Origin of the sequence: Cyanobium sp. Morenito 9A2, from assembly GCF_024345575.1 — a bacterium.
Classification (GTDB): domain Bacteria; phylum Cyanobacteriota; class Cyanobacteriia; order PCC-6307; family Cyanobiaceae; genus ATX-6F1.
In genome coordinates, this window is record NZ_JAGQBJ010000001.1 from 88,350 (window position 1) to 107,191 (window position 18,842).

Annotated in this window: 19 protein-coding genes; 7 read left to right on the forward strand and 12 right to left on the reverse strand. The window is 67.3% G+C overall.

All coding sequences use genetic code 11. The annotated features are described in order from the left end of the window. Positions 1-21: 21 nt before the first annotated feature. Positions 22-885 carry a twin-arginine translocase subunit TatC gene (tatC, locus tag KBY88_RS00490; RefSeq protein WP_396102233.1) on the reverse strand — a complete coding sequence of 288 codons (864 nt, stop codon included), beginning with the start codon at positions 883-885 and terminating at the stop codon, positions 22-24. Then, a complete protein-coding gene (locus tag KBY88_RS00495) occupies positions 882-2,681 on the reverse strand; it encodes an Rqc2 family fibronectin-binding protein (RefSeq protein WP_254937934.1) in 1,800 nt (599 codons plus the stop codon). The genes tatC and KBY88_RS00495 overlap by 4 nt, the downstream gene beginning before the upstream one ends. A 32-nt stretch (positions 2,682-2,713) precedes the next feature. Here KBY88_RS00495 and gmk point away from each other — a divergent pair, with 32 nt between their 5' ends. Next, positions 2,714-3,283 (forward strand): guanylate kinase, encoded by a 570-nt coding sequence (gene gmk / locus KBY88_RS00500; RefSeq protein WP_254937935.1) that lies wholly within the window; start codon positions 2,714-2,716, stop codon positions 3,281-3,283. A gap of 139 nt (positions 3,284-3,422) precedes the next feature. Here the strand turns inward: gmk and psaJ are convergent, their stop codons facing one another. Continuing rightward, positions 3,423-3,539 carry a photosystem I reaction center subunit IX gene (gene psaJ, locus KBY88_RS00505; RefSeq protein WP_254937936.1) on the reverse strand — a complete coding sequence of 39 codons (117 nt, stop codon included), beginning with the start codon at positions 3,537-3,539 and terminating at the stop codon, positions 3,423-3,425. Positions 3,540-3,549: 10 nt separating this feature from the next. After that, a complete protein-coding gene (locus KBY88_RS00510) occupies positions 3,550-4,029 on the reverse strand; it encodes a Photosystem I reaction center subunit III (RefSeq protein WP_254937937.1) in 480 nt (159 codons plus the stop codon). Between the two features lie 76 nt (positions 4,030-4,105). Here KBY88_RS00510 and tsaD point away from each other — a divergent pair, with 76 nt between their 5' ends. Both tsaD and KBY88_RS00520 read left to right on the forward strand, forming a co-directional pair. Next, on the forward strand, positions 4,106-5,161 hold the full coding sequence (gene tsaD / locus KBY88_RS00515; RefSeq protein ID WP_254937938.1) for a tRNA (adenosine(37)-N6)-threonylcarbamoyltransferase complex transferase subunit TsaD: 1,056 nt from the start codon (positions 4,106-4,108) through the stop codon (positions 5,159-5,161). Between the two features lie 38 nt (positions 5,162-5,199). Next, positions 5,200-5,397, forward strand: coding sequence for a high light inducible protein (locus KBY88_RS00520; RefSeq protein ID WP_254937939.1), 198 nt, complete (start codon positions 5,200-5,202; stop codon positions 5,395-5,397). Here KBY88_RS00520 and KBY88_RS00525 read toward each other — a convergent pair. Continuing rightward, complete coding sequence (locus KBY88_RS00525; RefSeq protein ID WP_254937940.1) at positions 5,377-6,627, reverse strand: type IV pilus twitching motility protein PilT; 1,251 nt, start codon at positions 6,625-6,627, stop codon at positions 5,377-5,379. The genes KBY88_RS00520 and KBY88_RS00525 overlap by 21 nt on opposite strands. Before the next feature lie 104 nt (positions 6,628-6,731). Between KBY88_RS00525 and wecB the strand changes: the two genes are divergently transcribed. Then, the gene (wecB, locus tag KBY88_RS00530; protein ID WP_254937941.1) at positions 6,732-7,850 is read left to right on the forward strand and encodes a non-hydrolyzing UDP-N-acetylglucosamine 2-epimerase; all 1,119 of its coding nucleotides are present in this window, start codon (positions 6,732-6,734) and stop codon (positions 7,848-7,850) included. Between the two features lie 13 nt (positions 7,851-7,863). Here the strand turns inward: wecB and KBY88_RS00535 are convergent, their stop codons facing one another. Continuing rightward, complete coding sequence (locus KBY88_RS00535) at positions 7,864-9,036, reverse strand: efflux RND transporter periplasmic adaptor subunit (RefSeq protein WP_254937942.1); 1,173 nt, start codon at positions 9,034-9,036, stop codon at positions 7,864-7,866. A 106-nt stretch (positions 9,037-9,142) separates the two neighbouring features. On the opposite strand from KBY88_RS00535, the gene ychF reads away from it, so the two are divergent. Continuing rightward, positions 9,143-10,234 (forward strand): redox-regulated ATPase YchF, encoded by a 1,092-nt coding sequence (ychF, locus tag KBY88_RS00540; RefSeq protein ID WP_254937943.1) that lies wholly within the window; start codon positions 9,143-9,145, stop codon positions 10,232-10,234. Here ychF and KBY88_RS00545 read toward each other — a convergent pair. From KBY88_RS00545 to KBY88_RS00560, 4 genes are all read right to left on the reverse strand, one after another. Further along, positions 10,224-11,804, reverse strand: a complete 1,581-nt coding sequence (locus KBY88_RS00545) for a class I adenylate-forming enzyme family protein (protein WP_254937944.1) — start codon at positions 11,802-11,804, stop codon at positions 10,224-10,226. The two genes, ychF and KBY88_RS00545, sit on opposite strands and share 11 nt — an antisense overlap. 434 nt (positions 11,805-12,238) lie before the next feature. Next, positions 12,239-14,440: a catalase/peroxidase HPI gene (katG, locus tag KBY88_RS00550; protein ID WP_254937945.1), complete on the reverse strand. Its 2,202-nt coding sequence runs from the start codon at positions 14,438-14,440 to the stop codon at positions 12,239-12,241. Positions 14,441-14,564: 124 nt separating this feature from the next. Continuing rightward, the gene (locus KBY88_RS00555; protein WP_254937946.1) at positions 14,565-14,732 is read right to left on the reverse strand and encodes a hypothetical protein; all 168 of its coding nucleotides are present in this window, start codon (positions 14,730-14,732) and stop codon (positions 14,565-14,567) included. 80 nt (positions 14,733-14,812) lie between these two features. Next, positions 14,813-16,129: a glycoside hydrolase family 1 protein gene (locus KBY88_RS00560; protein ID WP_254937947.1), complete on the reverse strand. Its 1,317-nt coding sequence runs from the start codon at positions 16,127-16,129 to the stop codon at positions 14,813-14,815. Positions 16,130-16,250: 121 nt separating this feature from the next. On the opposite strand from KBY88_RS00560, the gene KBY88_RS00565 reads away from it, so the two are divergent. Continuing rightward, positions 16,251-16,448: a hypothetical protein gene (locus tag KBY88_RS00565; RefSeq protein WP_254937948.1), complete on the forward strand. Its 198-nt coding sequence runs from the start codon at positions 16,251-16,253 to the stop codon at positions 16,446-16,448. Between the two features lie 83 nt (positions 16,449-16,531). Further along, the gene (locus tag KBY88_RS00570) at positions 16,532-16,858 is read left to right on the forward strand and encodes a hypothetical protein (protein ID WP_254937949.1); all 327 of its coding nucleotides are present in this window, start codon (positions 16,532-16,534) and stop codon (positions 16,856-16,858) included. A gap of 617 nt (positions 16,859-17,475) precedes the next feature. Here the strand turns inward: KBY88_RS00570 and KBY88_RS00575 are convergent. Then, positions 17,476-17,700 carry a hypothetical protein gene (locus tag KBY88_RS00575; protein WP_254937950.1) on the reverse strand — a complete coding sequence of 75 codons (225 nt, stop codon included), beginning with the start codon at positions 17,698-17,700 and terminating at the stop codon, positions 17,476-17,478. A 2-nt stretch (positions 17,701-17,702) separates the two neighbouring features. Then, positions 17,703-18,299 carry a hypothetical protein gene (locus KBY88_RS00580; protein ID WP_254937951.1) on the reverse strand — a complete coding sequence of 199 codons (597 nt, stop codon included), beginning with the start codon at positions 18,297-18,299 and terminating at the stop codon, positions 17,703-17,705. Positions 18,300-18,842: the final 543 nt, after the last annotated feature.

The following is an 18,842-nucleotide window of genomic DNA, read 5'->3' on the forward strand; positions in this document are numbered from 1 at the left end:
TTGGACCGGGGAGGGCTTGGTTCATTCCTCGCGCCGCTGGTCGCCCGCCGCCTCTGCCCCGGGGCGCACCGACTGGACCAGGGCCACGAGCCCCACACCCACCAGGAAAAGGGCGGTGATCGCCCCGGTGAGCAGCAGCATCGTCACCGGATCGGTGGAAGGGGTGAGCACGGCCCCCGCTAGGGCCGCCGCCAGCACCACCCAACGCCAGGCGGCCAGCATCGTTTCGGCCCGGAGTAGGCCGAAGGCCCCGAGCAGTAGCTGCAGCACGGGCAACTGGAAGGCCAGGCCCGTGGCGACCATCAGCAGCAGCACGAAATCCAGGTAGCGCTCGATCGACCAGATCGGCTCGACCACATCGGCGCCGTAGCTGACCAGAAAACGCAGGGCCGCCGGCACCAGGGCCCACCAGGCGAAGGCCAGGCCCGCCAGGAAGAGCAACGCCGAAGCCGCCACCGCCGGCGCCACCAGCCGCCGTTCCCGCCGGGTGAGGCCGGGCAGCACGAAGGCCAGGCCCTGATAAAGGATGAAGGGCAGGGCCAGGGTGAGCCCGGCGTAACCGGCCACCTTCAGCGACACGAACAGGAATTCACCCGGCGCCAACTGCAGAAAGCGCATGCCCTCGGCGGGCACTTCCAGCAGCCGCACCAGGGGCTTGACCAGGGCCAGACAGGAGACCGCGCCCACGACCACCGCCAGGAGGCTGCGCAGCACCCTCTGGCGCAGCTCCTCAAGGTGATCCACCAGGGTCATCTCCACCTCCGCCGGGAAGTCGCCTGGATCGCCGACCGGGGATGTTTTCGCCCACCAGCGGCCCGCGCCGGCGGAAGGGGCGACTCGAATCGGTGCGGGCGGGGGACCCGGGGGGGAATCGCTGGGAGTCATGGCCGCTGCGCTGAACCGAGGCTAGGGAGAGGTTCAGCGGACTCTGCCGCCGGACGGTTCAACCAGGCGGCAGCGCGGCCTGGGCAGGCCCAGAGTTGCTCTCCGCCCTTGTGGCGCACGGTGCCGGCCCCGGCGCCGGGGATGCGTTGCAGCTGCTCGGTGGGCACCATCACCACCGCCACGCGTCCATTGCCCCGGGCTCGGCTGAAGTGGGCGGCCAGATCGGCCGCCAGGCGCAGGTCCTCGTCCTGGGCGGGGGACTCGGAACTCTTGAGGACCACATGGCTGCCCGGGCATTCCTGGGCATGGAACCAGAGGTCACCGCGGCGGGCCTGGCGCAGGCTGATCCACTCGTTCTGGCGGTGGTTGCGGCCCACCTGCACGCGCAGGCCAGCACCGGTGCGCAGCTCCAGTGGTTGTGGGGTGACCCCGGCGCTGGGCCCCCCGGGGCCTAAGGGGCGTTTCGACGGGCGGCTTTCGGCATGGAGCTCCTGCAGTTCGATCTCGAGGGTTTCCAACTGGGCCAGGTCGTCGGCCTGCTCCATGAAGGTGAGGCTGGCCTCCAGGCGCTCGAGCCGTTGGCGGTGGTGGGCGATCCGTGGGTTGATCGCCGCGGCCGAGCGCCGCAGCTTGCGGGCCTGGCGGTAGAGGCGCTGGGCTTCATCGATCTGTTCCCGGTTCGGGGCCAGGCCACTGAGCAGGCTGTGGGCGCGCTCCTGCAGGCCGTCGCTGTCCTCCACCTTGGCGAGCAGCTGCTCTTGCTGCTGGAGCAGGCGTCGCTCCCGCTCGATCGCCTGGCTGGCCCGTTGGCGCAGGCCGCCCAGGCGCTGGCTCAGCAGGCGGCGCCCCAGCTCCTGGGCGTAGTAGCCGGCAAGGGCCCTGTTCAAAGGCTGCTCGCTGGCCTGGGCTTTGGAGGCGTTGGTCTGAGCACCTGCCTCGCTCCAGCAGCGGTAGGCGCAACTGCCCCCGGGGGCGAACTGGAACGCGCCCGAGGCCACCACTTCTAGCCAACGCCGCCAGCGGCACCAGAGCTGCTGCCACTGCTGGTCAGCCAGGCCGCGCACCGGTTGATCCAGCAGGAGCTTGGCGTACGCCGGCTGATCACCCGCCAGTTGCAGGGCCAGGGCCGGACTGATCCCCTGGTAGGCCTCCTGCAGGGCCTGGCGCAAGCTCACCGGCACCAAGGTGAGCCGGCTCTTCCAAACCGCAAAGGATTCGTCCAGCGAGGGGCTTCGACCCTGGAGGGATGGCGGAGGCACGTAGGCATCGCCGGTGCCGATCGGTCGCAGGCGTGAGTGCTGCTCCTTCACCTGACGGGCCAGGGTCACCACCCGCCGCTGCTCATCGAGCAAGAACAGGTTGCTGTGGCGTCCCATCAGCTCCACCATCAGGGTGCGGACGATCGGATCCCCCGGACGGCGGGCGAAGCGCAGCTCCAGCACCCGCTCCCAGCCCCGCTGCTCCAGCTCCACCAACGCCAGAGCTGCCAGGCCGTGTTGCATTTGCTGGGCCAGGGTGCTGCCGGCACCGCTACGGGGGGGGGGGGCGATCGCCAGCAGCCGCGGCGCCTCCGCCTGCCAGCTGATCTCCAACCAGAGGCGATGGTCGAGCCCCCGCAAGCCCAGCTGCAGGGTGTGGGAAGCGCTCTGCTGGGCCTTCTCAAAGCGGCACGGCAGCAGGGCGGGCCTCAGCTCTGCCAGCACCGCCTTGAGGCTGGTCACATCGAGGGCTTGGAGTGGGAGCGGCCTCGGCTGCGCATCGGTGGCGGCTCCGGTGGTGGGCTCAGGCGCGGTCATGGCCCCTACTCTGCTGGCCGACGGTGCTTCCGATGATGACTTCCCCTTCCGCCGCCGGCCGGCTCACGGTGATCACCGGGCCAAGTGGTGTCGGTAAAGGCACCCTGGTGGCGGCCTTGCTGAAGCGCCATCCGCGCATCTGGCTGTCGGTGTCGGCGACCACCCGGGCCCCGCGGAGCGGAGAGGTGGACGGGGTCAGTTACTTCTTTCTGGCCCGCGAGCGCTTTGCAGATCAGGTGGCGGCCGGCGGGCTGCTGGAGTGGGCCGAATTCGCCGGTAACTGTTACGGCACCCCGCGCGAACCGGTGGAGCGGCATCTGGCCGAGGGCCGCCCGGTGCTGCTGGAGATCGAGCTAGAGGGGGCCCGCCAGGTGCGGCACAGCTTTCCTGGGGGGGTTCAGATCTTCCTCAAACCCCCCTCCTTCGCGGAGCTCGAACGACGCATCCGCGGCCGCGGCACCGATGGCGAGGAGGCGATCGTGCGGCGGCTGGAGCGGGCGCAGGTGGAATTGAAGGCCGAAGGAGAATTTGATGCCGTGCTGGTGAACGGCGATCTCGATCAGGCCCTGAATGAGTTGGAAGGGTTGATGGGGCTGGGCTGAGCGGGCGGTTTCCCCCCCAGCCGCTGATCCCGCTGCAAGGGTCGCTTCAGATGGCCGTGTGTGGGGGCGGAAGCAAGCAGAGCTCAGGGCATAAAAAAGCGGCCCTGGGGCCGCTTGAAGAGAAGTCCGAACCCTCGATTCAGAGGGGGTGGAAGAGCAGGTCAGGAAAAAAGCGGTTGAACTCGATCATGATTCCGGCCGTGAGGGTGAACCAGACGGTGGCGACCACGGGGGCGGTGGTGAGGAATTTCTTCATGGGTCCGGGCTCAGCGGGGGGAAACGGTCACGTTGGCGTCAGAGTCCAGCAACTTGCCACTGGTGAGCTCCTTGAAGGCGGCCAGGGGCCAGCTGGCGGCAGCCAGGGTGGATTTGAACGCCAGGGGCAGATCAATCTGGATTTCACGCATGGTGGCGTCCTTGCTGCCGCGAATAGCGATCAGGTACGAGCGACCTGCCCAGCCGATGGTGCCAGTGATGTAGAGGAAGGCGATGCTGGGGATCAGGAAATCACCGGCATGGCTGAAGCGGCCATCCACGATCAGGTGGGGCAGGCCATCGGTGCCACAGAGGGCCTGGCTGTAGCTCGAGAACCGGGCTTTGGCCTGGTCGGTGGTGGCTTGGCTGGCCCGCTGCTGGAAGCGGGGGCTTTCAGCACAGGGGGTTAGCCCTGCCACGTCGGCGTGGGCCACGGGGGCGAAGCCGAAGAGGAGGAAGGCTGAAATCAGAACAGCAAAGAGACGGCGCATCGTGTCCGGTGCTGGGAAAAGACCTGCGGGAAGGCAGGATGTCACTTGCGGACAGTAGGGGACATCTCAAGAGCCGATGCCGACCCTCCTGGCCGTCGAAACAAGTTGTGACGAGTCCGCCGCAGCGGTTGTGCGCGATCGGACGGTGCTCGCCAGCGCCGTCGCCTCCCAGATTGAGGAGCACGCCCGCTGGGGCGGAGTGGTGCCTGAAATCGCCTCCCGCCGCCACGTGGAGGCCCTGCCGCTGCTGATTGACCAGGTGATGGCCGAAAGCGGCCTGGCTTTTTCCGACCTTGACGGCATCGCTGCCACGGTGGCCCCTGGCCTGGTGGGGGCCCTGCTGGTGGGTTCCGTCACCGCGCGCACCCTGGCGGCCCTCCATGGGCTGCCCTTTCTGGGGGTGCATCACCTCGAGGGGCACCTCTGCTCGGTGCACCTGGGCGAGCCCCTTCCCCCTGGTCCGGCCCTTGTGCTGCTGGTGAGCGGCGGCCACACCGAGTTGATTCGCCTGGATGGCCCGGGCCGCTACGGACGCCTGGGCCGCAGCCGCGATGACGCCGCCGGCGAAGCCTTCGACAAAGTGGCCCGCCTGTTGGGCCTGGGCTACCCGGGCGGCCCGGCGATCCAGGCGGCGGCGGCCGGCGGCGATGCCCAGCGCTTCTCCCTGCCCAAAGGCAGGGTGTCGCTACCTGAGGGTGGCTTCCATCCCTATGACTTCAGCTTCAGCGGTCTCAAGACGGCGGTGCTGCGGTTGGTGCAGGGTCTGGAGGCCCAGGGCGGACCGCTGCCTCTGGCGGATCTGGCGGCCAGTTTCGAGCGGGTGGTGGCGGAGGTGTTGGTGGAGCGCACCTGCCGCTGCGCCCGCGACCAAGGCCTCGGCACCGTGGTGATGGTGGGTGGTGTGGCGGCCAACCAGCGCCTGCGGACGCTGATGGCGGAGCGCTGCGCTGCCCTGGGGCTGCACTGGCGTGTGGCTCCCTTGGCCTATTGCACCGACAATGCGGCGATGGTGGGGGTGGCGGCGGCCCAGCGCCTTGAGGCCGGAGCACACAGTTCGCTCAAGCTTGCGGTGACCCCCAGGCTGCCGTTGGAGCAAGCCGATGGACTTTACGAAGCTCTCAGAGGTCTTTAATCGACTTAGGGTATTGATCCAATGTTGGGGACGGGCCCATGGCCCCTGCTGAAATCCGCGAGAATGGCGAAGATCCCCTACCCGTCGGGCCCGATGAGTTGAATGCCTGGCGGAGGGGCTTCACCCCCCAAGCGGAGATCTGGAATGGCCGATTGGCCATGCTCGGCCTGTCGCTTGGGATCGGCGTGTTGCTGATTGTGCGATTGCTGAGCAGCTCACTGACGGCCGCGCAATGACTGGGCGAGTTCATTCGGCTTGAGGCTCTGGGCCAGCGCAACTTCAGGGTCAACCCGACCGGCCTCAACCAACTGGAGCAGGGCCTGGTTTGAGGTCTGCATGCCGTCGAAGGCGCTGCGCTCCATGATCTGCTCCACCTCGTCCATCTTGGCTTGCTGGATGTAATCTCTGCAGGCATCGGTGTTGATCAAGATATCGTGGAAGGCGGCGCGTTTGCCGTCGCTGGTTTTGATCAGCCCCTGGGAAATCACCGCCAGCAAGGCTTCGGAAACGGAGCGGCGAACGTTGTCTTGGTCTTCGGGGGGGTACATGCCCAGCACCCGCTCCACCGTGCGCACGGCGGAGTTGGTGTGCAGGGTTCCGAAGACCAGGTGGCCGGTCTGGGAGGCCTCCAGGGCGGTGGTAAGCGTTTCCCGGTCCCGGATCTCCCCGATCAGGATCACATCGGGATCTTCCCGCAGGGACGCGCGCAAGGCGTTGTGGAACAGCTTGGTGTGGTGCCCCACTTCCCGCTGGCGCACCATCGAGCTCTTGCTCTGGTGCACGAATTCAATCGGATCTTCGATCGTGATGATGTGCCGCTTCTCGTTGCGATTGATCCAATCGACCATCGCCGCCAGGGTGGTGCTCTTCCCTGAGCCGGTGGGTCCGGTCACCAGCACCAGCCCCTTGGGTCGCTGACAGTCCTCCTCGAGCACCCTGGGTAGATTGAGATCCTCGATCGTGGCGATCTTCTGGGGAATCAACCGCAGCACCATGGCCGGGCCCAAGAGTGTCTCCAGCAGGTTGATCCGCACACGGACGAAAGGGAAGGCGAAGGAGCCGTCGAACTCCTTGTCTTCCTGAAAGCGGTCGATTTCCACCGGCGTGAGCATTTCCCGCAGCCAGCCGTTGAACAGAGCCTGATCGGCCACGGGCCAGCCGGTGTGCTGCATGTCACCCCGTGCCCGGTAGCGGGGTTCTTCCCCCACTCCCAGGTGGACATCGGAGTAGTTGCGGTCATAGGCAATGCGTACGATCTCCTGAAGACTGCTGGGTTCGGTGGGCAGATCGAGTCCCTGGGCAGCCTCCGCGCCTCGCTTTTCTGGACCCAGGGCACTTGGGGCAGGGGGCGGGGCGGCCGGGGCGTGGAGGTCTGGGATGGAGGGGAGGTCCGGCACGCCAGGCAGGCCGGGCACCACCAGGGGAGGGAAGAGTGTTGAGGGGGCGCCTGTTTCGTTGGCGGACATCGGGGCAGGGAGCACAAGCGTTGCAGCAAGCTTTGCCTGAATTCGCTCCGTTGTCATGGGTTTGGGGCGGCCATCTTTAGGATCCGCCCGGTTGCTGAGCGCCCTTGACCTCCCTTCCCCTGGTCACCATCGTGCTGGGCACCCGGCCGGAGGCGATCAAGCTGGCGCCGGTGATCCTGGCGTTCAAGGCGGCAGCGGATCTGCGCACCCGGGTGGTGCTCACGGGCCAGCACCGGGAGATGGTCAGCCAGGTGATGGACCTGTTCGGGCTGACGGCCGACCTGGACCTGGCCCTGATGGCCCCGAAGCAGACGCTCACCCATGTCACCTGCGCGGCGCTGCAGGGGCTGCGGGAGGAATTCACTTCCCACCGGCCCGATCTGGTGCTGGTGCAGGGGGACACCACCACCGCCTTCGCTTCCGCCCTGGCCGCCTTCTACGAGCAGATCCCCGTGGGGCATGTGGAGGCGGGTCTGCGCACGGACAACCTGCTGGATCCCTTCCCTGAGGAAGCCAACCGGCGCCTGATCTCCCAGGTGGCCCAGCTCCACTTCGCTCCCACCAGCGTCTCGCAGGCCAACCTCAAGGCCTCCGGGGTGGTGGGGCGCGTGCTGGTCACCGGCAACACGGTGATCGACGCCCTGCTGCTGATGGCCGAGCGTGCCCCCCAGCTCACCATCCCCGGCCTTGATTGGGAGGGGCAACGGGTGATCCTGGCCACGGTGCACCGGCGCGAGAACTGGGGCCCGCGCCTGCAGGACATCGGCCTTGGCTTCCTGGAACTGCTGGAGCGCTTCCCCGACACCGCCCTGTTGTTGCCCCTGCACCGCAACCCCACCGTGCGTGAACCACTCGAAGCGCTGCTGGGCAGCCACCCCCGGGCCTTCCTCACCGAGCCCCTCGACTACGACCGCCTGGTGGCGGCGATCCGGGGCTGCACGCTGTTGCTCACCGATTCCGGTGGCCTGCAGGAGGAGGCACCGGCCCTGGGCAAGCCCGTGTTGGTGCTGAGGCGCACCACGGAGCGGCCTGAGGCCGTGGATTCAGGCACGGCGCGGCTGATCGGCACCGATACCGCCGACATCGTGCGCGAAGCCTCGCAGCTGCTGGAGGATCCAGGGGCCTACGCGGCCATGGCCCAGGCCCACAACCCCTTCGGCGATGGCCAGGCCAGCGGCAGGATCCTGGAGGCCAGCCGGGCGCTGCTGGCTGTGGGGGCCTGAGCGGCTTTCCCCCTCAGTTCGCCTCCTTGCGCTTCTTGGCCCAGGGCGGCAGGTCGATGAACACCTTCGTTCCAGGTTTCAGGCCCTTGAGAATCTGGGTGTTGCGCCCGCTGCTGGTGCCCAGCTCCACGGGTTGGAACGTGGGTTCATTGCCCTTGCCCACCAGCAGCACCCCCGGTTTGCCCCCTTCGGTCACCACCGCCACGGTGGGCACCAGGGTGCGCTCCGCCAACTGGCCGGTCTGGAAGTCGATGTCGGCGGTCATACCGATGCGCAGTTCCGGTGGCGAATCGAGCAACTGAAGCTTCACCTCGAAGGAGGTGACGTTGTTGCTCTTCACCGCCCTGGGCGCGATCTGCTTGACCCGGGCGGCGAAGCGCCGGTCAGGGAAGGCCTCCACCCGCAGGCTGGCCTGCTGACCGACCCGGATACGGCCGATGTCGTTCTCGGGCACCTTGGCCACCACCTCAAGCCCCTGGGCCAACTCCACCACCGAGGAGCTGGAGGCCCCGGCATTGGCGGAGGCTGCCGTGGTGGGGGTGACGAAAGCTCCCGGATCGGCGAAGCGCTGCGTGATCACACCGGCGAAGGGGGCCCTGATCGTGAGCTCGGAGCGTTCCACCGCCCGCTGGCCACTCCGCTGCCGGGTGGCGTCCAGGGCTGCCTTGCTCGTGGCCAGGCGGGTGCTGAAGGTGATGAAGTCGTCCTGGCTGATGGCGCCCTGGGTAAAGAGCTTGCGCCGGCGTTCGAATTCCGAGCGGCTGCGCTGAAACTCCGCCTCCGCCTGGCGCACCTGGGCCTGGAACTCGTTCTCGCGGTCGCGCAGGTCGCCACTGTCCATCAGGGCGATCGGTTGGCCAGCGCTCACCCGGTCGCCCTCATCGACGTAGAGGGTCTGGAGCACGCCGCCGCGCTTGGGGCTCACATTGACGCTGCGCACGGCCTTCAGTTCACCACTGGCGGTGACGATGCCGGGCAGGCTGCCCCGCTCGGCGCTCACGGTGTAGGCGTCCAGGTTGTTGGTCTGCAGGGCGTTGCGGCGGCTTTGCCAGAGGCTCAGGCCACCGATGGTGAGCGCCAGGGCCACGGCGCCGGCGGCCCAGAGGCGCTTGCGCTGCCGCCGCGGGCGCTTGAGCCGTCCCGGTGGCTTGGTCTCTTGCCCGACCGTTGGGGCTCGTTGGAGCATGAGTGAAGAAATGGGTCGGCTGCGGCGATCCTTCCAGTCTTGATGGTTGGGGCCTCGATTGGCGAGCCCGAAGGTGGCGAAGCCCGACCCGTTTAGATTCCGGCCCATGCTCAAAGCCGGAATCGTGGGGCTGCCCAATGTGGGCAAATCCACCCTCTTCAATGCTCTGGTGGCCAACGCCCAGGCCCAGGCGGCCAACTTCCCCTTCTGCACGATCGAGCCGAACGTGGGCATCGTGGCGTTGCCGGATGCGCGCCTGGCCAAGCTCTCCGCGATCTCCCGCTCCAAGGAGCTGATCCCCACCCGGGTGGAGTTCGTGGACATCGCCGGGCTGGTGGCTGGCGCCAGCCAGGGGGAGGGGCTCGGCAACAAGTTTCTCGCCAACATCCGCGAGGTGGACGCGATCGTCCATGTGGTGCGCTGCTTCGAGGATGACGACGTGATCCACGTCTCCGGCAGCGTGCAGCCGGTGCGGGACGCCGAGGTGATCAACCTGGAGCTGGGCCTCTCCGATCTGGCTCAGGTGGAGAAGCGGCGCGAGCGACTCAAGAAGCAGGCCCGCACCAGCAAGGAGGCCCAGGTCGAGGATGGCCTGCTGGAACGCATCCAGGAGGTGCTGGAGCAGGGGGGTGCCGCCCGCAGCCTGGACCTCAGCGGCGAGGAGGAGGCCCTGATCCGGCCCCTGGGGCTGCTCACTCTCAAGCCGATCATCTACGCCACCAACGTCAGCGAAGACGACCTGGCGGCCGGCAACGACCACAGCCGCGCGGTGGTGGAGCTGGCGGGCCGTGAGGGGGCCGAGTCGGTGCGCATCTCCGCCCAGGTGGAGGCCGAATTGGTGGATCTCGGTGAAGAGGAGCGCGCCGATTATCTGGAGGGCCTGGGGGTGAGCGAGGGGGGGCTGAAGAGCCTGATACGCGCCACTTATCAGCTGCTGGGCCTGCGCACATACTTCACCACCGGAGAGAAGGAGACCCGGGCCTGGACGATCCACGCGGGCATGACCGCCCCCCAGGCCGCCGGCGTGATTCATACCGATTTCGAACGGGGTTTCATCCGCGCCCAGACCGTGGCCTACGAGCAGTTGATCGAGGCCGGCTCCCTGGCCGAAGCCCGCAACCGAGGTTGGTTGCGCAGCGAGGGCAAGGAGTACGTGGTGGCTGAGGGGGATGTGATGGAGTTTCTGTTCAACGTCTAGGCGAACCAGGCTGACGTGGTTCCTCACCGGCGTTGCCGGCCAAGGCCTTGAGGGCAAGGCGGTCGACCTTGCCGCTGGCGTTGAGGGGCATGGTCTCCAGCACCACGATCTGCTCGGGCGCTTTGTAGCCCACCCGCTTGCGGGCGAAGGCGATCAGCGCGGCGGCCGAGGGCGGGGAGCCAGAGGCCTGGGTCCGCATCACGACGTAGCCGCGCACGATCTCGCCGTGCACCAGATCGTGCACCCCCACCACACCCGCCTGGGCCACGGCCGGGTGGTCGAGCAGAGCGTCTTCCACCTCCTGGGGGCTGATGTTGGAGCTGTCGTGGATGATGAGTTGCTTGCGACGACCCACAAACCAGAGGAAACCGTCGGTGTCGGCGCGCAGTTCGTCTCCGGTGGCCAGCCAGCCCTCGCTCAGCACCTCGGCGGTGGCCTCCGGGTTCCCCCAGTAGCCGCCCATGCTGGCCGCAGTACGGACCCACAGATCCCCTGGGGTTCCGGCTGGCACGGGGCGACCGTCGTCGTCGCGGAGTTCCAGCTCCACGCCCAGGGCCGCCGGACCGACCGATCCCCGGCGGGGTTCACGGCCGGGGGGGTTGGCCGCCAGGATCCCGGCCTCAGTCATGGCATAGAGCTCCAGAATCGGCAGGCCCGCCCGGGCCTGTAACTCCTCGTGCAGCTCATGGGGGATGTGATCACCGGAAGCGATGCAGCCCCGCAGGCTGGTGAAGGCGTCGGCGGGCACGGCAGGATCGCGCACCAGGGCAAACAGGGCCGAGGGCAGCAGCTTCAGCAGCGTGGGCCGCAGGCGTTCCAACAGCAGCGCCAGCTCGGCGCTGTCCGTGCTGCGGGCCACGATCACCTGGCTGCCGAGGTTGAGGCCCGAGAGGCCGCCCACCAGCCCGGCGATATGGGCCACCGAGGAACCGATCAGGAAGCGGTCAGCCGCTGAGCAGACGAAATTGCGCGCGTAGGTGTTGAGCAGGGCGGAGAGGGAGGCGCGGCTGTGGGTGACCCCCTTGGGCGGGCCGGTACTGCCGGAGGTGAAGAAGATCAGGGCCGGCGCCTGGGGCGCCAGCGTTGTCGCCCCAGGCTCGGCCGCCCCAGGAGATGGCAGTTGCTGGTCAAGCCTGCCGTCGACTGCGTCGTCGTAGCTGAACAGGCCCAGATCCAGATCTCCGAGCCGCTCGCAATGGTCCACATCCTCCTGACGCTCCCGGTGGAACAACAGCCAGCGGGCCCCGCTCACCGTCAGGGCATGGTCGATCTCCGGGGCGCGGTAGCGGTAGTTGAGCGGTGTGGCCACCAGCCCCGCCCGCAGGCAGGCGATCAGGTGCAGGAAGGCATCGAGGCGGTTCGGCAGCAGTGAGGCCACCCGGTCGCCGGAGAGCAGGCCAAGGGCTCGGTAGCGACGGGCCAGTTCCGTGGCACGGCCATCGAGTTCCCGCCAGCTGAGCTGGGCGTCGGCGCTGATCAGGGCCGGCTGATCGGCCGCCGATGCCAGCCCGAGGTCGAGCAGCTGATCGAGCGGGTGGGGGGAGGGTGCGGGCGGTCCGAGCAGGGGCATGGGGAAGGGAACCGTTCAGGGGCCACCGCCGCTGAGCTGGCTGTCCGGCAGGGGGAAGGATGCCGCTGCACTGATGGCGTGCAATGTACTGACCACCATGCCGATCGCCCGTCGGAGTCTGAGGACACTCGGGAAGGAGACGGAGCCAGGGCTCCCCTGAATCCAGCTCTGACGCCGCCCCAGGGGGGGCAGGGCCAGGCTTCCCGGTCGCCAGCGTGGGTGGAGGTGCCGGCGGAGCCTGGGGCTGGGTCGGGGTCGAAACGTTGTGAAGCTCAGCCTGCGTGACGCGGAGCAGGGAGCGATCCCTGGCCAGGGCGAGCAGGCCAGGGACCAGGGTGGTTGCCGCTGGTCGAGCCCAGGAGCTGGATCCCATTGGCAGGACAGTGTGCAATGGATCCCCCGAGGCCCCCCACAGCCAGCGGTGCTGCGACGCCCTAGGAAACCGGACGCTCGAAGCGATCCAGGTTCATCACCTTGGCCCAGGTGGCCACGAAATGGCGCGCGAATGCCTCCCCGGCATCGGCCTGGGCGTACACCTCCGCCAGGGCGCGCAGCTGGGAGTTGGAGCCGAACACCAGATCCACGCGGGTGCCGCTCCAACGGAATTCGCCGCTGCGCCGATCGCGTCCCTCGAACAGCTCGCCGCTGTCGTCCACAGGGGTCCAGACGGTGCCGATGGCGAGCAGGTTGACGAAGAAGTCGTTGCTGAGGGTCCCCACCCGGCTGGTGAACACCCCATGGGGGGAGCCGCCGGCGTTGGCGCCCAGAACCCGCAGGCCACCGATCAGCACGGTGAGCTCCGGGGCGCTGAGAGTGAGCAGCTGAGCCCGATCGATCAGCAGGTGCTCGGCCGCCACGCTGAAGGCTTGCTTCTGGTAGTTACGGAAGCCATCGGCCTGGGGTTCCAGCACGGCGAAGGACTCCCCATCGGTCTGCTCCTGGCTGGCATCGGTCCGGCCGGGGGTGAAGGGCACCTCCAGCGCATGGCCACCCGCTCGGGCAGCCGCTTCCACGGCCGCGTCACCGGCCAGCACGATCAGATCCGCCAGCGACACCCGCTTGCCGCCGCTCTGGCCGCTGTTGAAGCTTTGCTGGAGGCCTTCGAGCACGCCCAGCACCCCGGAGAGCTGCTCCGGATTGTTCACCTCCCAGTTGTTCTGTGGTGCCAGGCGAATGCGGGCGCCGTTGGCGCCGCCGCGCTTGTCGGAGCCCCGGAAGCTGGAGGCCGAGGCCCAGGCGGTGGCCACCAGTTCCGCCACGGAAAGGCCCGAGGCCAGCACCTGGGCTTTGAGCGCGGCGATGTCGGCGGCATCGATGAGGGGGTGATCCACGGCGGGGATCGGGTCCTGCCAGATCAGGTCTTCGGCGGGCACCTCCGGGCCGAGGTACAGGGTCTTGGGGCCCAGGTCGCGATGCGTCAACTTGAACCAGGCCCGGGCGAAGGCGTCGGCGAACGCCTCCTGGTCGTGGTGGAAGCGGCGGGCGATCGGCTCGTAGATCGGATCGAAGCGCAGCGAGAGGTCGGCCGTGGTCATCATGGGCCGGTGCTTGATGCTGGGGTCGTGGGCGTCGGGGATCAGGTGCTCCTCGCGCACGTCCCTGGCCTGCCATTGCCAGGCGCCGGCGGGGCTTTTCGTCAGCTCCCATTCGTAGCCGAACAACATCTCGAAGTAGCCCCGGTCCCAGCGGGTGGGGTTGGGTTTCCAGGCCCCTTCGAGGCCGCTGGTGGTGGTGTCGGCACCCTTGCCGCTGCCGTGGCGGTTGCGCCAGCCCAGCCCCTGCTCCTCCAGCGGCGCCCCCTCGGGCGCCGGGCCCACCAGCTCGGTGGAGCCGGCGCCGTGGGCCTTGCCGAAGGTGTGCCCGCCGGCGGTGAGCGCGACGGTTTCTTCGTCGTTCATGGCCATGCGCTTGAAGGTTTCGCGCACATCGCGCCCCGAGGCCACCGGGTCGGGCACTCCGTTCGGGCCTTCCGGGTTGACGTAGATCAGCCCCATCTGCACGGCGGCCAGGGGCTGCTCCAGCGCGCGGTCGCCGCTGTAGCGCTGATCGCCGAGCCAGGTGGTCTCATGGCCCCAGAAGATGTCCTCCTCGGGCTGCCAGATATCAACGCGGCCGCCGCCGAAGCCGAAGGTGGCCAAACCCATCGATTCGAGGGCGCAGTTGCCGGCCAGGATGATCAGATCGGCCCAGGAGATCCTGTTGCCATAGGCCTGTTTGATTGGCCAGAGCAGCCGGCGGGCCTTGTCGAGGTTGCCGTTGTCAGGCCAGCTGTTGATCGGTGCGAAGCGCTGGTTGCCTGTGCCGGCGCCGCCGCGGCCATCGGCGGTGCGGTAGGTGCCGGCGCTGTGCCAGGCCATGCGGATGAACAGACCGCCGTAGTGCCCCCAGTCCGCCGGCCACCAGTCCTGGGAGTCGGTCATCAGCGCCACCAGATCGCCTTTGAGGGCGGCGTAATCGAGGCTTTTGAAGGCTTCGGCGTAGTCGAAGTCGGGCCCCAGGGGATTGGAGGCGGGCGCGTGCTGGTGAAGGATGCTCAGATTCAGCTGCTGCGGCCACCACTCGCGGTTCGAGGGGCCACGGCCAGCGGCGCTGCCTCCCGCATGGCCGCTGAAGGGGCACTGGCTGATGGCCGTCATCGTTCTTGGTCCTCTGGTGCGGAGGAATCGTCCGCTGTCTGGACCGTAGGCAGACCCCTCGGGGCAGTCAGGCCGGTGTTACATCCCTCAAGGGGGGCTTGATGGCCGAGGGAAGCGCTGGGCTTCAGCGCAGCAGGCCTGCGACGAAGCCCAGCGCGGCGCCCACAGGTCCGTAGAAGAAGACGCTGGTCATCGCCGCTTCCAATTCACGGTCCTGGCGGGGGGAGAACTGCCGCACGAGCCCGTAGCTGATGACGGCGCACAACAGGAAACCTGCCAGTGCGAACAGCAAGCCGCGACCCAAGCGCCCCACCCTGATCCCACCACAGTCGTGGCCCATGTTGGTGGTTTTGGGGGAGGCGGCCAGCGGTCTCAGTTTTGCCGCTGCGCCGCCAGCAGGGCCGCCAACCGCCGGAATTCCTCAGCGCCGGGGCCCCACCGCCGCTCCTGGGTGGCGAAGTCGACGCCATACAGACCGAAGCGCAGCGTGTAGCCATCGGTCCACTCGAAGTTGTCGAGCAGCGACCAGTGGAAATAGCCCTTGACCGGGATTCCTTCCGCCATCGCCCAGGCCATGGCGTAGGCATGGGAGCGCAGGTAGGGGCCCCGCAGGCGGCCGGCGGCATCGGCCACGCCGTTTTCGGTGATCATCACCGGCAGCTGGTAACGGTTCCAGACCTGCCGCAGGATCGTCAGCAACCCCTGGGGATGGATCTCGACGCCGGCGTCGCTGAGCGGTCCCGGGCCCGATCGCAACTCCACCATCGTCGGGGCCTCAGGAGCGAAGCGCACCAGGTGGCGCCGGTAGAAGTTGACGCCCACGAAATCGGCGGAACCGGCGAGCTCGGCCATCGCCTCATTGAGCACGGGAAATCCCGGCAGCCTCAGCTGCAGGGCACCCCGCTGGATCGAGTCGTAGAAGGCCCAGTTGAAGCCGGTTTCCAGCAGGCGCGTCGCCAGGCGATCCAGCGGCCACCAGCGCCGAAGGGGCTCCGCGACCACCAGATGCATGGCGGCGCCGATCTGCGCCCCAGGGCAGGCCGCCCGCAGGGCACGGGCGGCGAGGGCATGGCCCCGCAGCAGACCGGCGAAGGCCCGCACCGCCAGGGCTTTATCCCTCAGACCCGGCGGCCATTGCCCGTTCACATAACCGTAGAACATCTGCACGTTGGGCTCGTTGAGGGTGCACCAGAAGCGCACGCCCGCCCCGAGGCGACGCCCGGCCTCGGCGGCGAAGACCTCCAGGCGCTGGGGAAACTCCTCAGCCGCCAGCCCGCAGCGCTCCGCCAGCCATCCGGGCAGGGTGAAGTGCAGCAGGGTGACCATCGGCTCGATGCCAACCGCACGCAACTGGGCGATCTCGTCGGCGTAGTGGTCCCAGGCCCGCTGATCCCAGTGGCCGGGGGCGGGCTCAAGGCGGCTCCACTCGATCGAGAACCTCAGGGCATTGGCCCCCAGCGCCTGGATCAGCTCCACGTCTTCGGAGACACGGTTCCAATGGTCGGCGGCGGCTCCACAGCGGGCGCCGCCCTTGATCATTCCTGGAATCGTCTCGAAGCGGGCCCAGTCATTTCCGCTGGTGTGACCCTCCACCTGATAAGCCGCCGTCGCCACGCCCCAGAGGAAGTCCGCTGGGACCGGAGCGATGAAGGGGTTGGCGGGAATCGACTGAAAGGAGGGATCGCCCATGACCTGAATGCTTACACCGACTCTGTCGTCAGGCGGGCTGTCTTTTCGGAGGTCGTCGGTTCGTTGGTGGCAGGCGCTGCCAGCCATCGGCAAGAATGGGAGCAAGCGATCCAGGCCGGTCATGAGCGTGAATCAGGAACTCCCGGCATCCGATCCCGCAGCCCCGGCTGAGCACCCGCACAATTTCGATGTGCAGAAGGAACTGCACCAGCGCATCCGCAATGACCCCGACTACGACGACTGGGAATACGGCACCGAACCCCTGCCCCATGAGGCCTGGGTGCCCCGCTCAGATCGGCCTTCTGCGCCTGGGTCTTAGGTGTGTCCTTCCATCAGCTTGACCCTCCAAGGCATCGTCGACCCATCGGAACAGGCTTTTTCCCGTTTGACGGCCTGGGGCTGATGGCTCCCACCCATCCAAAGGCCCTGACGAACGCCAAGAAGGTCATGGTCAAGGCCCTGCCTGCGCATTTCGTTCCCTGTACCTCAGGCATCTGCTGGAGCCCTCAGTGCGATCTGTTCCTTCAACAGCCGGCAGAGCGCTTGGACGGCGTCTCCGACTTCCGCATGGCGTCAGCACCGCTGATGGCAGCTCAGGATCTCCCGCTTGCCCTCCCCGGCTCTCCATTCGGCATGCGCCCCGGTGGCTGGATGCCAGGACAGCCGAGTCAGGGCAATTCGCAACAGAACGGGGTTATCCGGCGGTTGCCGCTTCTGCTCAGGCGATGAGGCTGGTTGTTGGCTGAGCGTGGTGGAGCGGGGGATCTACCCCAGACAGAGCCCGGCAAAGACAGCCCCTGAGCGCCGCCGCTCCTGGATTGTCATCGGTTGCGCTCAAACGAGCCGCAACGCCATCCGGGCGGATGCTCTCGGCGGCTCCTTTTTGGCCTGCGCTCTGCATCTTGGGTGATCCGATCAAGCTCCCCTCCCAGGACGGCAGGCTCCTGGTCCAGATAGCGGATCCGCTCCGTTTCGTTACTGTTCACCTAGTCCGGGAGGTTGCTTCGAGCGGACTGTTGACCCCCTCTGCTCCGAGCCTCAGGCTGTCTTTGTGCTGTTCGACGGCATCGTTGCTCTGGAGGCCCTCTCACCAACTGGGCTGATTCAACGTCTCACCACGTGCTTGGTTCTGGCTTTCTCGTCACTATCGTCCGTAGCGCCTTGCTGTCGAGAGTTACGGCCTGCATGCCGGCTCGGATCAACTGAAATCCAGTCAGTCGGAGCAGGTTGAGGGCTGCCGTCCGCAGCGCCGCCATCGCTCCGGCGCCGTTGCCCCGGTAGCGATGGGCGACTTCGCGCAGCTGGGTATCACGAATCCAGTGCCAATCCTCAAGGTCTCAGAAGTCTCACACCAGTTTCGGCAGGGCTTCTGGGTTGGTGCTGCTCCAGTCCTCACGGATCTGCTCCGTTGCCTCTACCGCTTCGCGGAAGCCTTCAGCTGTGACGCGGAGCGTCCAGGAGATGGCACGACCAGGACCCTCCTCGAAAGCACTTGCCTCTACAGGGATGTGGCGTTTCCCCTGGTACTGGTATCGGATCTTGCCAGGCAAGGTCTCTGGGTTCCCCTTCACGGTCAGGGGGAAGTCGGCCCTTTGTTCCTGAAGCGGTCGAATGACGGTTTCTGGGTGTGGAGCGCATCCGCCTGGATCAGCACCCCTTCGAGATCAAGCCTCCCGAGCCGTTGCCGGAGCACTGCCCGCTCGTGGTTCTCACCGGTGGCGTTGCAGCTCTGGCTGATCGCCACTCCCCAAGCGGCTGCGTAGAGCGTCATCTTGTCAATGAATGCTGAACCACCACCAGCAGTGGGTTCGATCGAACCCAGCAGTGTCTTTCCATCACCGAACGGTTGGTTCAGTTCCTCTGCACCACGAGAGATAGGGGCGATCGTCCAGTCGCGAATGGACATGCACAGGGACGCAACATCAACCGGCATGGAGAAACAGCGGTGCGCCGAATCCGATTGGGGCCGCCGCCCTTCTAACCCAGGCGACTTGGTGAGCGCGCCGTGGTGATGGCGAGCAAACCGCCCCAGATCCCGCAGGCTCTGGCAACCGCTCAGGATCCCGAGCACCGCCAGCAGCAGATGCCAGGCCGGCCTGCGGACATCCGGTATCGCACGCAGGTCACTGACCAGATCAAGATCAGTTGCGGCACAGGTGGTTTCGGGCAAAGGGTGGAGGCGAAACCACCGACGAATCCCGATGCTTGCAGCCCAGGCCAGAGCGCCCATGACAGACGTTCACTCAGCCCTGTGTCCCAAGCGGTTCGGCGCCAACCAGGCCCCACCGCTGCCCTCGAGCCCCGATGCCGGTAACGCCAAGCCGAAGGAGTCGCGAAGCGTTGCGCGCTGCCACGGTTGAGGCCGGGCCGGAAGAGCTGGGTGAGTTGCGTTCGTTCCCCCGTCTATCTGTACTGGCCCTTCGCCGGATAAGACGAGACCCGTGGAAGGTTGGTAGTCCTTGTGGACGGCTACAACCACCGCCACTGCTGGTCCGGGGCAATCACGTTCAAGACGCCCGAGCATCTCAGGGCCCTGCTTTCGCAATCTGCCCATAGCGTGGCCACGGGTAGGAGAGGAAGCGGCAGAAACGCCCGCGCCGATGGAGACGATCCACCCGCTGGTGGTCCCAGCCGGAGATGGTGTGGATCAACAAGCCATCTGAAGTTCAAGAATCAACTCTGGGGGTACAGTGAATCGAAGTATGCTGAGCGG

Bases quoted from the DNA above. Each gene is read 5' to 3' on its own strand.
- tatC (WP_396102233.1), bottom strand. From the start codon at position 885: ATGACTCCCAGCGATTCCCCCCCGGGTCCCCCGCCCGCACCGATTCGA.
- KBY88_RS00495 (WP_254937934.1), bottom strand. From the start codon at position 2,681: ATGACCGCGCCTGAGCCCACCACCGGAGCCGCCACCGATGCGCAGCCG.
- gmk (WP_254937935.1), top strand. From the start codon at position 2,714: ATGATGACTTCCCCTTCCGCCGCCGGCCGGCTCACGGTGATCACCGGG.
- psaJ (WP_254937936.1), bottom strand. From the start codon at position 3,539: ATGAAGAAATTCCTCACCACCGCCCCCGTGGTCGCCACCGTCTGGTTC.
- KBY88_RS00510 (WP_254937937.1), bottom strand. From the start codon at position 4,029: ATGCGCCGTCTCTTTGCTGTTCTGATTTCAGCCTTCCTCCTCTTCGGC.
- tsaD (WP_254937938.1), top strand. From the start codon at position 4,106: ATGCCGACCCTCCTGGCCGTCGAAACAAGTTGTGACGAGTCCGCCGCA.
- KBY88_RS00520 (WP_254937939.1), top strand. From the start codon at position 5,200: ATGGCCCCTGCTGAAATCCGCGAGAATGGCGAAGATCCCCTACCCGTC.
- KBY88_RS00525 (WP_254937940.1), bottom strand. From the start codon at position 6,627: ATGTCCGCCAACGAAACAGGCGCCCCCTCAACACTCTTCCCTCCCCTG.
- KBY88_RS00535 (WP_254937942.1), bottom strand. From the start codon at position 9,036: ATGCTCCAACGAGCCCCAACGGTCGGGCAAGAGACCAAGCCACCGGGA.
- ychF (WP_254937943.1), top strand. From the start codon at position 9,143: ATGCTCAAAGCCGGAATCGTGGGGCTGCCCAATGTGGGCAAATCCACC.
- KBY88_RS00545 (WP_254937944.1), bottom strand. From the start codon at position 11,804: ATGCCCCTGCTCGGACCGCCCGCACCCTCCCCCCACCCGCTCGATCAG.
- katG (WP_254937945.1), bottom strand. From the start codon at position 14,440: ATGACGGCCATCAGCCAGTGCCCCTTCAGCGGCCATGCGGGAGGCAGC.
- KBY88_RS00560 (WP_254937947.1), bottom strand. From the start codon at position 16,129: ATGGGCGATCCCTCCTTTCAGTCGATTCCCGCCAACCCCTTCATCGCT.
- KBY88_RS00565 (WP_254937948.1), top strand. From the start codon at position 16,251: ATGAGCGTGAATCAGGAACTCCCGGCATCCGATCCCGCAGCCCCGGCT.
- KBY88_RS00570 (WP_254937949.1), top strand. From the start codon at position 16,532: ATGGCTCCCACCCATCCAAAGGCCCTGACGAACGCCAAGAAGGTCATG.